This is a genomic window from Pseudomonas sp. (assembly GCF_046581935.1).
GTDB lineage: Bacteria > Pseudomonadota > Gammaproteobacteria > Pseudomonadales > Pseudomonadaceae > Aquipseudomonas.
This window is the reverse complement of sequence record NZ_JAYGFK010000018.1, coordinates 54,099-66,662: the sequence shown is the minus strand read 5'-3', so window position 1 is coordinate 66,662 and position 12,564 is coordinate 54,099. Positions and strand designations below refer to the sequence as shown.

At 59.5% G+C, this 12,564-nt stretch carries 14 protein-coding genes; 7 read left to right on the top strand and 7 right to left on the bottom strand.

Annotation, left to right across the window (positions count from 1 at the left end; all coding sequences use genetic code 11):
• From folE to VCA57_RS16445, 3 genes are all read left to right on the top strand, one after another.
• The gene (gene folE / locus VCA57_RS16455; RefSeq protein ID WP_269382030.1) at positions 1-561 is read left to right on the top strand and encodes a GTP cyclohydrolase I FolE; all 561 of its coding nucleotides are present in this window, start codon (positions 1-3) and stop codon (positions 559-561) included.
• The gene (gene folX, locus VCA57_RS16450; protein ID WP_411186154.1) at positions 561-932 is read left to right on the top strand and encodes a dihydroneopterin triphosphate 2'-epimerase; all 372 of its coding nucleotides are present in this window, start codon (positions 561-563) and stop codon (positions 930-932) included. Before folE ends, folX begins: the two co-directional genes overlap by 1 nt.
• Positions 933-1,039: 107 nt before the next feature.
• A complete protein-coding gene (locus VCA57_RS16445) occupies positions 1,040-1,330 on the top strand; it encodes a DUF1244 domain-containing protein (RefSeq protein WP_411186153.1) in 291 nt (96 codons plus the stop codon).
• Positions 1,331-1,352: 22 nt separating this feature from the next.
• Here the strand turns inward: VCA57_RS16445 and VCA57_RS16440 are convergent, their stop codons facing one another.
• Genes VCA57_RS16440 through VCA57_RS16415 form a run of 6 tightly spaced genes read right to left on the bottom strand, consistent with a single transcriptional unit; the run spans position 1,353 to position 7,790 of the window.
• Entirely contained in the window at positions 1,353-2,306 is a 954-nt protein-coding gene (locus VCA57_RS16440; protein ID WP_411186152.1) for an SdiA-regulated domain-containing protein, read from the bottom strand.
• A 40-nt stretch (positions 2,307-2,346) separates the two neighbouring features.
• A complete protein-coding gene (locus tag VCA57_RS16435) occupies positions 2,347-3,879 on the bottom strand; it encodes an ArnT family glycosyltransferase (RefSeq protein ID WP_411186232.1) in 1,533 nt (510 codons plus the stop codon).
• Between the two features lie 35 nt (positions 3,880-3,914).
• Complete coding sequence (locus VCA57_RS16430; RefSeq protein ID WP_411186151.1) at positions 3,915-4,655, bottom strand: glycosyltransferase family 2 protein; 741 nt, start codon at positions 4,653-4,655, stop codon at positions 3,915-3,917.
• 55 nt (positions 4,656-4,710) lie between these two features.
• Entirely contained in the window at positions 4,711-5,409 is a 699-nt protein-coding gene (locus VCA57_RS16425) for a TVP38/TMEM64 family protein (RefSeq protein WP_411186150.1), read from the bottom strand.
• 48 nt (positions 5,410-5,457) lie between these two features.
• On the bottom strand, positions 5,458-6,450 hold the full coding sequence (locus tag VCA57_RS16420) for an NAD-dependent epimerase (protein WP_411186149.1): 993 nt from the start codon (positions 6,448-6,450) through the stop codon (positions 5,458-5,460).
• A complete protein-coding gene (locus VCA57_RS16415) occupies positions 6,447-7,790 on the bottom strand; it encodes a UDP-glucose dehydrogenase family protein (RefSeq protein WP_411186148.1) in 1,344 nt (447 codons plus the stop codon). Before VCA57_RS16415 ends, VCA57_RS16420 begins: the two co-directional genes overlap by 4 nt.
• A 305-nt stretch (positions 7,791-8,095) precedes the next feature.
• Between VCA57_RS16415 and VCA57_RS16410 the strand changes: the two genes are divergently transcribed.
• The gene (locus VCA57_RS16410) at positions 8,096-8,440 is read left to right on the top strand and encodes a HopJ type III effector protein (RefSeq protein WP_411186147.1); all 345 of its coding nucleotides are present in this window, start codon (positions 8,096-8,098) and stop codon (positions 8,438-8,440) included.
• Between the two features lie 188 nt (positions 8,441-8,628).
• On the top strand, positions 8,629-9,216 hold the full coding sequence (locus VCA57_RS16405; RefSeq protein ID WP_411186146.1) for a putative glycolipid-binding domain-containing protein: 588 nt from the start codon (positions 8,629-8,631) through the stop codon (positions 9,214-9,216).
• A gap of 60 nt (positions 9,217-9,276) precedes the next feature.
• On the opposite strand, the gene trxB is transcribed toward VCA57_RS16405, so the two are convergent.
• The gene (trxB, locus tag VCA57_RS16400) at positions 9,277-10,224 is read right to left on the bottom strand and encodes a thioredoxin-disulfide reductase (RefSeq protein ID WP_411186145.1); all 948 of its coding nucleotides are present in this window, start codon (positions 10,222-10,224) and stop codon (positions 9,277-9,279) included.
• Positions 10,225-10,499: 275 nt separating this feature from the next.
• Here trxB and cysZ point away from each other — a divergent pair, with 275 nt between their 5' ends.
• Together cysZ and VCA57_RS16390 are read left to right on the top strand one after the other, a co-directional pair.
• Positions 10,500-11,228, top strand: a complete 729-nt coding sequence (gene cysZ / locus VCA57_RS16395) for a sulfate transporter CysZ (protein WP_411186144.1) — start codon at positions 10,500-10,502, stop codon at positions 11,226-11,228.
• 100 nt (positions 11,229-11,328) lie between these two features.
• Complete coding sequence (locus VCA57_RS16390; RefSeq protein ID WP_411186231.1) at positions 11,329-12,534, top strand: glycosyltransferase family 4 protein; 1,206 nt, start codon at positions 11,329-11,331, stop codon at positions 12,532-12,534.
• Positions 12,535-12,564 lie beyond the last annotated feature (30 nt).

Here is a 12,564-nt window from a genome sequence, read left to right as displayed (position 1 = left end):
ATGACCCCAGAACTGCCCAATCACTACCGTGAAATTCTTCTCGGTGTTGGTGAAAACCCTGAACGTGAAGGCCTGCTCGACACACCAAAGCGCGCCGCCAAAGCCATGCAGTACCTGTGCAACGGCTACCACAAGAGCCTGGAAGAAGTGGTCAACGGCGCACTGTTCGAGTCGGATAACGACGAGATGGTGATCGTCCGTGACATCGAGCTTTACTCGCTGTGCGAGCACCACATGCTGCCCTTTATCGGCAAGGCCCACGTGGCCTACATCCCGACCGGCAAGGTGCTCGGCCTGTCGAAAGTGGCGCGTATCGTCGATATGTTTGCCCGCCGCCTGCAGATCCAGGAAAACCTCACCAAGCAAATCGCCGATGCGATCCAGCAGGTCACTAACGCCGCCGGTGTGGCCGTGGTGATTGAAGCCAAGCATATGTGCATGATGATGCGCGGCGTGGAGAAGCAGAATTCGGTGATGACCTCCTCGGTGATGCTTGGAGCATTCCGCGAATCCTGCAACACTCGTCACGAATTCCTGCAACTCATCGGACGGAGCAAGTAATGCCGCGACTGGAACCTGGAATGGCGCGCATCCGCGTCAAAGACCTGCGCATGCGCACCTACATCGGCATCAAGGAAGAAGAGATCAACAACAAGCAGGATGTGTTGATCAACCTGACCATTCTCTATCCGGCAGTAGAGGCAGTACGCGACAACGACATCGACCACGCGCTGAACTATCGCACCATCACCAAGGCGGTGATCCGTCACGTCGAAGAAAATCGCTTCGCCCTGCTGGAGCGCATGACCCAGGAAATTCTCGATCTGGTGATGGCCAACCCAGACGTGTGCTATGCCGAGGTGGAGGTCGACAAGCTACACGCCCTGCGCTTTGCCGAGTCGGTGTCGATCACCCTCGCTGGCCACCGCTAGCCTGAGCGGTCACTACTCTCGGCGCGCCCTGCGCCGGGATATTGCCGCCAGGCAAACAGGCTTTTATGATCGCCAGCACCTTCCCTTCTGCCCCAGAGAGCACCGCCATGACTGATCAAGAACGCCTCGAACTTGAAGCCGCCGCCTTTCGCAGCCTGGTGCAACACCTGCGCTCGCGCCCGGATGTGCAGAACATCGACATGATGAATCTCACCGGTTTCTGCCGTAACTGCCTGTCGAAATGGTTCAAGGCAGCAGCCGACGACACTGGCGTGGCCATCACCCCGGACGAAGCCCGCGAAGAGATCTACGGCATGCCCTATGCAGAGTGGAAAGCCAAATACCAGAAGGAAGCCAGTGCCGAGCAACTGGGCAGCTTTAAAAAAACCAACAGCTAATAATTCGCCCTGCCCTCGCCGTTCAGTGCTTGCTGAAGCGATAGAAGAGATTTGGTTCGCTGACGATATACAGGTCGCGCTGATCATCCATCGTCAGCCCTTCTGGCTGCGGCGCGCTTTGCTGCAAGTCGCTGAAGTAGCCGAGCAAGGTGCGGAAGCTGACCACCTCGCCAGTAGAACCAAGCTCGATAACCAGTTTCGACTCATCGCTTAACACCAGCAGGTGCCCGGTCTGTGCATCGAAGTACAGATCGGAAATATCTTTGCCGAACACGCTGCGCCTGACCCACTCGCTGAGGTCTTCGACCTTGAGTTGCAGTTTGCCGCCAAGGCTCGCCTTTAGCCCAGTCACGGCGTACAGCTGGCGCAGATCACGCTCCTTGGCGACGAACAAACGATCATTGGCGGCATCGTAGGCGACGCCCTCAAAGCCCTTGTTGTGCGCGCTGGACGTGAGCGGCAGCGCCAGGGTTGCCGCCTGGCGTTTATCAATGGCCATGCCCGGTGAAGGCGGCAGGCGGAAGATCACTATTTGCTGCTGAACTTCATCGGTTACCGCCAGCAGACCGTCGCCCATATAGACCAGGCCTTCAACATCCTCAAAGCCCAGCAGCGGGTACTGCGCGGTGACAGTGCCCTCGCGGTCCAGCTCCAGCAGTTTTATCGGCGCAGCATTGGTCACGGCCAGCAGGCGTTTGCGCTCGGTGTCGAAGCTGATCGCGGAAAGGTCATCCTCGATACCCGCCACAGGCCTCGCCTCGACCTCAACATGGTAGGCCGGCAGCCAGACGCTGCGGCCCACCCACTGACTGGCATTGAGCTGACTGCTGACGTAATACCAGGTCCGCTCATGCCAGTGGTAACGGCTGGAGGCAATCACCATCAGCAGCAAGGCGATCAGCCCCACACCGGTGAAGATGATTGAGCGCCAGTGACGCTTCACGGTAGGTTTAGGGAACTCAACAGCACTGTTCATTGGGCTTTCCTGTACGCAGGACAACAGTCTGTGCAACCCATCAATCAAGCGGTTGTTCCCAGATGAAGCGATACGTGGGTTGAGTAGATGCAGCGTCCAGGCACTGGCCGTTGTCAGCAGCGGCCGGCACCAGGTACCAGTCTTCGTCGTCACCATCGCCAACGCGCGCGGCCTTGTCGGCGATAAAGCAGCGCGATAACTGATGAGGGGAAATCAGCGCGTAAGCATGCGGATGGCTGCGCAACCAGCCAGCGGCACGGTCCACCTGGTTTGGCGTGCCCATACCGAAATGCACCAGCGGCTGACGGGCGAATAACCAGTGGCCTTCTTGCCAATGTGTAAGCACCAGTTGCGCGCCGTGGGTCTGCTCGGCAACGCTGATCATCAAGGCTTGTCGCGGGCTGATGCCGTCTTTGATTGGCTCGATAAAACCGCGAGCGAACCATGCACAGAACCACACCACTGCCAGGCCGATAAAAAACGTGCGGCCACGCGGACGCTCGGCAAACCAGCGGAGCAGCAGCCACGGCATCAGCGGCGCGATGGCCAGCACCAGAGCCGGCACTGCCGGGTAGATATACAGCTTGCGTTTGCCGCTGCTGAGGCTGAAGAACAGCAGCACCAGCAGCACCCAACCGAGCAGCACCAGGTAGCGGCCATCCTGCTTGCGCAACTCACGCCGCCACGCCGGCACCATCCACGGCAAAACCAGCACCAGCGGCAACCAGTTTTTCGGGATCACGTTAGTGAAGAAGTACCAGAACGGCTCGCGGTGATGCCAGGCGTCGGCATAGCGCTTGGCGGTCTGTTTCAGCAGGATGTTGCTGAGGTAGTTGCGCTCCGCCTCATTGCCATACACCAGCACCTTGATCAGCAGCGGCAGCAGCCAGACGCTGACGGCGGCTAACACGACCAGCAAGCCCAGTGCCCAGGCGCGGCCCTCGCCAGGCATTCGCGCCAGGCCAGCCCAGCCACGGCGAACGCCATAGGCATAGGGAAGTAGCAGCAACGCCGGGAGAAAACCCACGCCCTTGCTGATGATGCCAAAGCCCATCGCCGCACACGCGATATAAAACCAGCCCCAGGCCGGCCCCAACAGCAAATGCCGAACCATGCCGTAGAAGCCAATCGCGATCCACAGCAAGAGGAAGCCATCGATCTGCCCCGCACGCTGAATGCTGTAGGTCTGGTAAGTAGCAAGAAATAGCAGGCCGGCAATCATGCCAACACGGCGGTTCCACAAGCGCACGCCCAAGTCGTGCACGCACGCCGTAGCGACCACTGCGGCCAGTAAAGCCGGAAGAAACAGCGCCACCAGCGGCGTGATACCCAGCTTAACCAGCGCGGCAATCGCCCACATAAACAGCGGCGGTTTGTCCGGGTAAATTTCGCCGGCGCGATGGGCAATCAGCCAATCGTGGCTCTGCAGCATTTCCAGAGCGACGCCGAGAAAGCGCTCCTCATCAACGTTAGATGGCTGACGCAAGCCCAACCCGGCGCCGATCAGCGCGAAAGCGAGCAGCAGCAGGCACAGCAGCGAGCCGCGCGGTGAGTGAATCAGTTGCCAGGGCATGCTCCTGACCAGAGAGCGACTGCGGCTGTCCACGCTTAGACCTCCAGCTCATGCGGGGTGGCATTCAAGCGTGTACGGCGGATCAGCCACCAAACCCCAATCAGATCGAGGATGCCCACCAAAGCGCGATCCAGATTGCCGTACTTGGAAACCCCGGCACTGCGCGCGCGATGGTTAACCGGATGCACCAGCATGCCGCCCTGCTGACGCTGAATCAGCGCCGGAATAAAGCGGTGCATATGGTCGAAATACGGCAACCGCAGAAAGGCCTCACGCTCGATCAGCTTGAGCCCGCAGCCGGTATCCGGTGTGTTGTCCTTCAGCAGGTAGCCACGCAGGCGGTTGGCGAAGCGCGAAGCCCAGCGTTTGCTGGCGCTATCACGGCGATTAACCCGGTGCCCGGCGATCAATTGGATATTCGCCGAAGCGGCGGCCGCGCGCACAATCGCCAACATGCCCGGAATATCCGCCGGATCGTTCTGCCCGTCGCCGTCCAAGGTGGCCAGCCAGGCGCCTTGCGCAGCCTGGGCCGCGTGATAGATCGAGGTGCTCTGACCGAGCGAGCGCCCATGCTGGAGGATGCGCAGCTGCGAGTAACCGCCACCTTTTAGCGCGAGCAAGCGGGCGGCGGTGTTATCCGTGCTGCCGTCATCAACCACGATGACTTCGAAGTTTTCCTCCGCCAAGGCCAGACGAATTTCCTCAAGCAGAGCGGGCAAATTTTCGCCTTCATTCTTGGCCGGGATCAGTACGGAGAGGTCTGGCTTAGTCAACATGCGATGTCCATTGGGGGTATTCATTCAGGGCATTCAACGGCGTGCCGGCTTCGATTCATGGCTGACGCACCTCGCCAAGGGCCACGTCGACCCGCTCATCAATGCTCAGCCCATGCCGATGACGGTGATACAAGTAGCCGCCGAGCACGCCGGAGCTAAGGAACAAGGCCACCGCACAGCTAATGCGCAGCGCCGGTGCGACATTGATGCCGCTGCCGACCAGTGCGAACACCAGGGTTTGCGGCAGGTAGCCAATAAAACTGGCCGCCAGAAAAGGCCGCATACGCGCGCTGGAAGCCCCGGCGGCGAGATTGGTGAGGATGTTGCTGCCCACCGGCAACAAGCGAATCAGCAGCGTCATCGAGAAGGGATGCTCATGCACGAAACGGTCGAAACGTGCCGCGCGTTTGCCGAGCTTTTGCCGCAGTAAGTTGCGGCCAAACAACCGGGCATAGAGGAACGCCAGCAAACACCCCAGCAGCGCCGCCAGCGCACCGAGCAAGGTGCCGGGGATCAACCCGAAGGCGTACCCAGCGAGAAAGGCGATGATCTGCCGAGGCAAACCCAGCGCAGTAAACAACCCGCCCATGCCGAGGAACAGCAGCATGCCTTCGACGCCATGACCACGGATGTGCGCATCAATCCACGCTTCATTGATCGCGTTGCCCAAATCACTGCTGTTCAACAGGTAACCGAGAAGCGCCAGGCTGAGGATAAAGCCCAGCCCCTTGAGCGCCACACGCAGGCTTAACATGGCCGCGGGCCTATGCGCCGCAGTAACGGCAGTGCACGCAGGCGCGACTTAAACGCCATAAAAACCCCGGTACCACTCAACAAACCGCGCCACGCCTTGCGGCAGTGAGGTGAGCGGACGGAAGCCTGTGCGCTGCGCCAGCCCGCTGACATCGGCCCAGGTTTGTGGCACATCACCTGGCTGCATCGGCTGCATGCGCTTGATCGCCTCGATGCCGGTAGCGGCCTCAATGCAGCCGACAAAATCCAGCAAGCGCACCGGCGAACCCAGGCCGATATTGAACAGCCGCGCGGGCGCACCCTGGCGCACGGACGCGGGCTCGTCGGCATAAGGCGGCGGGCAATCCTGAATACGCAGGATGCCTTCGACGATATCGTCGATATAGGTGAAGTCCCGCGACATGTCGCCGCCGTTGTAGATGTCAATCGGCTGGCCGGCGAGGATCGCCTTGGTGAATTTGAACGGCGCCATGTCCGGCCGCCCCCACGGGCCGTACACGGTGAAAAAACGCAGACCCGTGCTGGCAATGCCGTAAAGGTGCGAATAACTGTGGGCCATCAGCTCATTGGCTCGCTTGCTAGCGGCATACAGCGAAATCGGCTGATCAACCGCGTCGCCAACAGCAAAGGGCACCTTGCTGTTCATGCCATACACCGAGCTGCTGGAGGCATAAACCAAATGCTCAACAGCAGCCTGGCGGCAACCCTCCAACACGTTAACGAAGCCCACCAGGTTGGCATCGGCATAGGCGTGAGGGTTCTCCAGCGAATAACGCACCCCCGCTTGCGCGGCCAAGTGGATAACCCGCTCGAATGCGTGCTCGCGAAACAACGCCTGCATGGCCTCCCGGTCAGCAATATCGCGTCGCAGAAATTCAAAGTTGGCCAGCCCGGCCAACTGCTGCAAACGCGCCTGCTTCAGCTCGACGCTGTAGTAGTCATTGAGATTATCGATGCCCACCACGTGATGCCCCGCGCGACACAAACGCAGCGCGGTGTGAAAGCCAATAAAGCCTGCTGCGCCGGTCAGCAGAAACTTCATGCTGACTCCAACGCAGGTGCCGCACGACCGATGGAGTAGTACGTCAGCCCCTCATTGGCCACCTGCACCGGGTCGAAGATATTGCGCCCGTCGAACACCAGTAAATCCGCCAAGTGTCGGCGTAACAGCTTGAAGTCGACGATGCGGAAATTCAGCCATTCGGTGACGATAACCAAAGCATGTGCGCCCTCCAAAGCCGCTTCCTTAGAGTCGGCAAAATACAAACCGGAGCGCTCGCCATAGATGCGCCGCGCCTCGGCCATCGCCTCCGGGTCAAACGCACGCACACGGGCACCGGCGGACAGCAGCGATTCCAGCAGCACGCGACTAGGCGCTTCGCGCATATCGTCGGTGTTGGGTTTGAACGACAGCCCCCAGAGGGCAAAGGTCTTGCCGCTAAGGTCGCCGTTGTAGTGCTGTTGAATGTTCTCGAAGAGTTTTCGCTTTTGCCGCAGATTGACCAGCTCAACGGCCTCCAACAGCGGCGCGGCATAGCCGACATCGGACGCGCTGTGCAGCAAGGCCTGGATATCTTTCGGGAAGCACGAGCCGCCATAGCCACAGCCCGCGTAAATAAAGTCATAGCCAATCCGCGAGTCAGAACCGATGCCCTTGCGTACCATTTCAACATCCGCACCCAGGCGCTCGGCGAGGTTGGCGATCTCGTTGATAAAGGAGATCTTCGCCGCCAGCATGCTGTTGGCCGCGTACTTGGTCAGCTCGGCACTGCGGCTGTCCATGACGATGAGCTTTTCGTGATTGCGACTAAAGGGCTTATAGAGCGTGCGAAACAGCTCGATATCACAGTCGCCATCCACGCCAATAATGATCCGCTCGGGACGCATGCAGTCTTCCACCGCTGAACCCTCCTTGAGAAATTCAGGGTTGGAAACCACCTGCATCTCAAGCTGACGGCCCTGCCGCGCAGTGGCCTCATGGATGCGCGCTTTGATGCGCTGCACCGTGCCTACTGGCGAGGTGGATTTATTGATCACCACTTTTGGCTCAACAGCGTATTGGGCAATGGTGTCTGCCACGCAGAACACGTACTGCAGGTCAGCACTGCCGTCCTCATCGGGCGGTGTGCCGACGGCGATGAAAATAACCTTGGCAAAGCTCACGCCATAGCTGGAGTCACTGGTAAAACTCAGTCGGCCAGCCGCGAGGTTTTTCTGCAACAGGGCTTCGAGGCCGTTCTCATAGATCGGCGAAAGCCCCTGATTGAGTTGCGCGATGCGCTGCTCGTCAATGTCGACGCAGCACACCCGATGGCCAACTTCCGCCAGGCAGGCCGCCTGAGTCAGACCGACATAACCCGTGCCAAAAATCGTTATCTTCATTTCGCGCCCACTTGTGGCTGTGCATGAATGTCCATCGCCCTGGCTACGTGCTGCCTACTGCGATGGGGATGCAGCCTATGAAGATATGATTTCACTCGTGTGACCGCGCCGAACAAAGCGCCTCAGGCGGTAACAACCCTGCACAGATCAGGCTTGCTATGGGTTGCCTTGTGCAGCAAAATTTCCCGCCATTTCAACGCCCAGGCCGCTGCTGAGCGGTCATCGGGGCATTGCACGTGCGCTGCCGAAGCAGGTCATGGGCTTGGCACAACACAGTAAAAATCCCCCAGTAAGGATCTAAAGGCATGAGCGCCCTGAACGACTTTCGCGCCACGTTGCGCAGCGAACACTTCACCTTCGCCGAAACACTGGCGTTTATTGCCGAGCACTACCAATACCAGCCCAGCGCCTTTCACAACGGTGCGGTAGCGAACGCAGCCGGTCAGAACGAAGGCTCGTGCAAAACCCTCGGCCTGGCACTGCTCGAAGGCCTCAGCCTGGAAGAAACCCTGCAATGCTTTGGCGAGCATTACCGCAGCGTGCTGGCCACCCCGGCTGGCAGCGACCACGGCAATATTCGTGCGCTGATGGCGACCGGTCTGGCCGGTGTCAGCTTCGAACAGCCGTCCCTGCAGCGTAAAAGCAGCTAAATCATCAGCGGCTCGCGCGCCCCAAAAAGGTGCGCAAAAAACTGCACAACTGTCGGCAAAGGCTGACAGACATCACACTTCAATCGCACTATGCTGCGCGCCATAAACCGAACAAGAACATCAGGGAAGAGCCGCCACAGTGCTGCTCGTCCCGGGGTTCATCCCCTGACCTCGCATGGAATCGCTAAATGCAGCAGACCTTGGTATGGAAGCCATGGCACAACCCCGGCGTGGAAAATCTGCGCCTAAACATCGATGAGCACGGCATCAACGCCACCAGCCACCTGATGCAAAGCCTGCGCGGCAACAGCATCGTCGCCAGCTATGTGATCAACTGCGACACGCGCTGGCGCTTCCGGCGTTTGTGGCTGAAGGTCGACAACCACGGCCAACGCAGCATCAATCTCAAGCGTGATATCCGTGGCAACTGGTTCCACAACGGCGAGCCACGCCCGGACCTCAGCGAATGTCAGCAGATCATGCTCTCCGACTCGCCCTTTACCCACACCCCGACACTGCAGCGCTGCGCACTGGAAACCGGGCAAAGTGAGTCGCTGCAAGTCGCCTACATTGACCTGCTAACGCTAAAGGTCGAAGCACGCAGCCAGCGCTATCAGCACCTACGCGAAGAAGCCGGCAAAACCCTGTACCGCTACGAATCACCGGGCATTGAAAGCAGCGAACTGACTGTCGACGAGCACGCTCTGCTGGTCAAAGCCAGCAATCAATTCCTGCGTTTAAGCTCGAAAGATCTAAAGCTCAACACCTGGGTCTGAATACCCCGCACACAGCAAAAAGCCTCGATTGGGTCGAGGCTTTTTGCTGTGTCAGCTTTGCTACTGGCCGTCGAGATAGCGCTCCACATCCAGTGCAGCCATGCAGCCAGCACCGGCTGAGGTAATCGCCTGACGGTAGACATGATCCGCCACATCCCCGGCGGCAAACACACCCGGCACACTAGTGGCTGTGGCGTTACCTTCACGCCCGCCGTTGACCACTAGGTAGCCATCTTTGAGCGCCAGTTGCCCCTCAAACAACGCCGTATTCGGTGTATGGCCAATGGCGACAAACAGGCCATCAACGCTCAACTCCGTGTGGCTGTCATCCTTGTACTTGATCCGCACGCCGGTGACGCCCATGTTGTCGCCCAGCAACTCATCCACTTCGGCATGCAGCTTGAGTACGATCTTGCCTTCAGCCACCCGCGCTTGCAGTTTGTTCTGCAGAATTTTCTCCGCGCGGAAACTACCACGGCGGTGAATCAGGGTGACCTTGCTGGCAATATTGGCCAGGTACAGCGCCTCCTCCACCGCCGTGTTGCCGCCGCCCACTACCGCCACTTCACGGTTGCGATAGAAGAACCCATCGCAGGTGGCGCAAGCCGAAACGCCCTTGCCCATAAACACTTCTTCACTGGGCAAGCCCAGGTAACGGGCACTGGCACCGGTAGCAATAATCAGCGCGTCGCAGCTGTAGGTGCCGCTGTCGCCAACTAGGGTGAACGGCTTGCCGGCCAAATCCACGGCATTGATATGGTCGTAGACAATCTCGGTCTCGAAGCGCTCGGCATGCTCCTGCATACGCTGCATCAGCACCGGCCCGGTCAGGCCATGCACATCGCCCGGCCAGTTATCCACTTCAGTCGTGGTGGTCAGCTGTCCACCCGCCTGCAAGCCAGTGATAAGCAGCGGCTTCAGGTTAGCCCGTGCGGCATAAACCGCCGCGCTATAACCGGCAGGGCCTGAGCCCAGAATAATTACGCGAGCATGACGATCAGCAGACATCAGCAACTCCTCCCGGCAATGCCGGCAGTAATAAAGAGGAAGCTTCCAGAAGCGCCAAGGGGAGACAATAAGGTTGGAAGCCCCACAAAGGGATAAACCGTTAATGCCGCGCAGCCTATGCCCAGCCAGCACATAGCGGAAATATGCTTTACCAATGCCCTGCATAGGCAAGACCTATGAGCGCTAGGCGCAATCATCAGTGCTTTGAGCGTGCTTTCCCCTGCTGCGCAAAGTCGGTAAGGTCGGCGCGACTGCAACCATACGGAGACATCCCCATGCCCGCCCCCGCGCTAACCGGCCCGCAATACCTCAGCGAAGGCCTGAAATTAGTGCTCAGCCCCGGCTTGCGCCTGTTCGTGCTGCTGCCTTTGAGCATCAACCTGATGCTGTTTGCCGCGCTAATCGGCGTAGCCGTGCAGCAGTTTGGCGGCTGGGTCGATACCTTTATGCCCAGCCTGCCAAGCTGGTTGAGCTTTCTCGAATATGTGCTGTGGCCACTCTTCGTGGTGCTGGTACTGCTGATGGTGTTTTTCACCTTCACCATGCTGGCCAATATCATCGCCGCGCCGTTCAATGGTTTTTTGGCAGAAAAGGTCGAAGTGGTGGTGCGCGGCCAGGACGACTTCCCACCATTCAGCTGGGCCGAACTGGCCGCTTTGGTGCCGCGCACTCTGGGCCGCGAGATGCGCAAGCTGGGTTACTTCCTGCCACGGGCCATCGGCCTGCTGATTCTCAGTTTTATCCCGGTGGTCAACCTGCTCGCCGCACCGCTGTGGCTGCTGTTCGGCATCTGGATGATGGCCATCCAATACATCGATTACCCGGCGGACAATAACAAGATGAGCTGGCAGGACATGCTCGCCTGGCTGCGCGAGAAACGCTGGCAGAGCCTGGGCTTTGGCGGCATCACCTACGTGGCACTGCTGGTACCGGGGCTGAATATCCTGATGATGCCAGCAGCCGTGGCCGGGGCGACGGTGTTCTGGGTGCGTGAGCGCGGCTAGGAGCCTGTCGGACTTAACACTGCTCTACTGCGGAAAAGCCGGACAGGCTCCTAGCCCGTCACAGGTCATAAATCCGCAACCTTAGCGTCATATCTACTACATAGCGGCAGCCGACACTGCCGTTATGAGCACATCGTCTTCGCTGTATATCAGCCTGATCACCGAAACCTTCCCGCCGGAAATCAACGGCGTGGCCAACACCCTTGGGCGGCTCTGTGATGACCTGCGCACGCGCGGTCATCGCGTGCAGCTGGTGCGCCCGCGCCAGAGCAGCGACCCGCGTGGTGCAGCTGAGCAGAACCTGCTGCTCACCCGTGGCTGGCCGCTGCCCGGTTATCCGGGCTTGCAATGGGGCCAGTCATCGATGCACAAGTTGCTGCGTAACTGGCAGCGCCAGCGCCCGGATGTGCTGTATATCGCCACCGAAGGGCCACAGGGTTTTTCCGCCCTGCGCGCCGCGCGGCGCTTGCAGATCCCGGTGGTCAGCGGTTTTCACACTAACTTCCAGCAGTACACCGACCACTACGGTGTCGGCCTGCTAACCCGTGCCCTGACCAATTACCTGCGCTGGTTTCACAACCGCTCGCAGATGACCCTGGTGCCCAGTGTCAGCCAACAAATCGAATTGCAGCGCCGCGGCTTCGACAACCTTGAGTTGCTCGCGCGCGGCGTCGACAGCTGTTTGTTTCATCCCAGCAAACGCAGCGCCGCACTGCGTGACCAGTGGGGCTTGGCCGAGCACGATATCGCCGTTCTGCATGTCGGCCGTCTGGCGGCAGAAAAGAACCTGGCGCTGCTCAGCAAAAGCTTTCAGGCGCTGCAACAGGCTCATCCAGAAAAACGCTTAAAGCTGATTCTGGTCGGCGATGGCCCGCAGCGTTCCAGCCTCCAGCAGCAACTGCCAGAAGCGGTGTTCTGCGGCCTGCAGCGTGGTGAAGAGTTAGCCACGCACTATGCCTCGGGCGATTTGTTCCTATTTCCCAGCCTGTCGGAAACCTTCGGCAATGTGGTGCTGGAAGCCTTGGCGTCCGGCCTTGGCGTGGTGGCCTTCGACCAGGCCGCAGCCGCGCAACATATTCGCCACGGGCATAACGGTGCACTGGCAGTGGCCGAGGACGAGCAAGGCTTTATCGACGCCGCCAGTTGGTTGCTGACTGATAAAGAGAGCCTGCGACGGGTGCGTTTGAACGCCCGCCAACACGCCTCACGCCAGGGCTGGCCAGCGATTATCGAACTGTTTGAAGCGCATCTGCGCAGCGCCATGCAGCCGGCGACACAGCTACCGGCGGGCAGAACCCAGCATTGAACTGAACAACCGTGGGAGGCGCTTTAGCGG

What these genes read in the sequence shown, in the direction of transcription:
- folE (WP_269382030.1), top strand. Translation starts at nt 1, where the DNA reads ATGACCCCAGAACTGCCCAATCACTACCGTGAAATTCTTCTCGGTGTT.
- folX (WP_411186154.1), top strand. Translation starts at nt 561, where the DNA reads ATGCCGCGACTGGAACCTGGAATGGCGCGCATCCGCGTCAAAGACCTG.
- VCA57_RS16445 (WP_411186153.1), top strand. Translation starts at nt 1,040, where the DNA reads ATGACTGATCAAGAACGCCTCGAACTTGAAGCCGCCGCCTTTCGCAGC.
- VCA57_RS16440 (WP_411186152.1), bottom strand. Translation starts at nt 2,306, where the DNA reads ATGAACAGTGCTGTTGAGTTCCCTAAACCTACCGTGAAGCGTCACTGG.
- VCA57_RS16435 (WP_411186232.1), bottom strand. Translation starts at nt 3,879, where the DNA reads ATGCCCTGGCAACTGATTCACTCACCGCGCGGCTCGCTGCTGTGCCTG.
- VCA57_RS16430 (WP_411186151.1), bottom strand. Translation starts at nt 4,655, where the DNA reads ATGTTGACTAAGCCAGACCTCTCCGTACTGATCCCGGCCAAGAATGAA.
- VCA57_RS16425 (WP_411186150.1), bottom strand. Translation starts at nt 5,409, where the DNA reads ATGTTAAGCCTGCGTGTGGCGCTCAAGGGGCTGGGCTTTATCCTCAGC.
- VCA57_RS16420 (WP_411186149.1), bottom strand. Translation starts at nt 6,450, where the DNA reads ATGAAGTTTCTGCTGACCGGCGCAGCAGGCTTTATTGGCTTTCACACC.
- VCA57_RS16415 (WP_411186148.1), bottom strand. Translation starts at nt 7,790, where the DNA reads ATGAAGATAACGATTTTTGGCACGGGTTATGTCGGTCTGACTCAGGCG.
- VCA57_RS16410 (WP_411186147.1), top strand. Translation starts at nt 8,096, where the DNA reads ATGAGCGCCCTGAACGACTTTCGCGCCACGTTGCGCAGCGAACACTTC.
- VCA57_RS16405 (WP_411186146.1), top strand. Translation starts at nt 8,629, where the DNA reads ATGCAGCAGACCTTGGTATGGAAGCCATGGCACAACCCCGGCGTGGAA.
- trxB (WP_411186145.1), bottom strand. Translation starts at nt 10,224, where the DNA reads ATGTCTGCTGATCGTCATGCTCGCGTAATTATTCTGGGCTCAGGCCCT.
- cysZ (WP_411186144.1), top strand. Translation starts at nt 10,500, where the DNA reads ATGCCCGCCCCCGCGCTAACCGGCCCGCAATACCTCAGCGAAGGCCTG.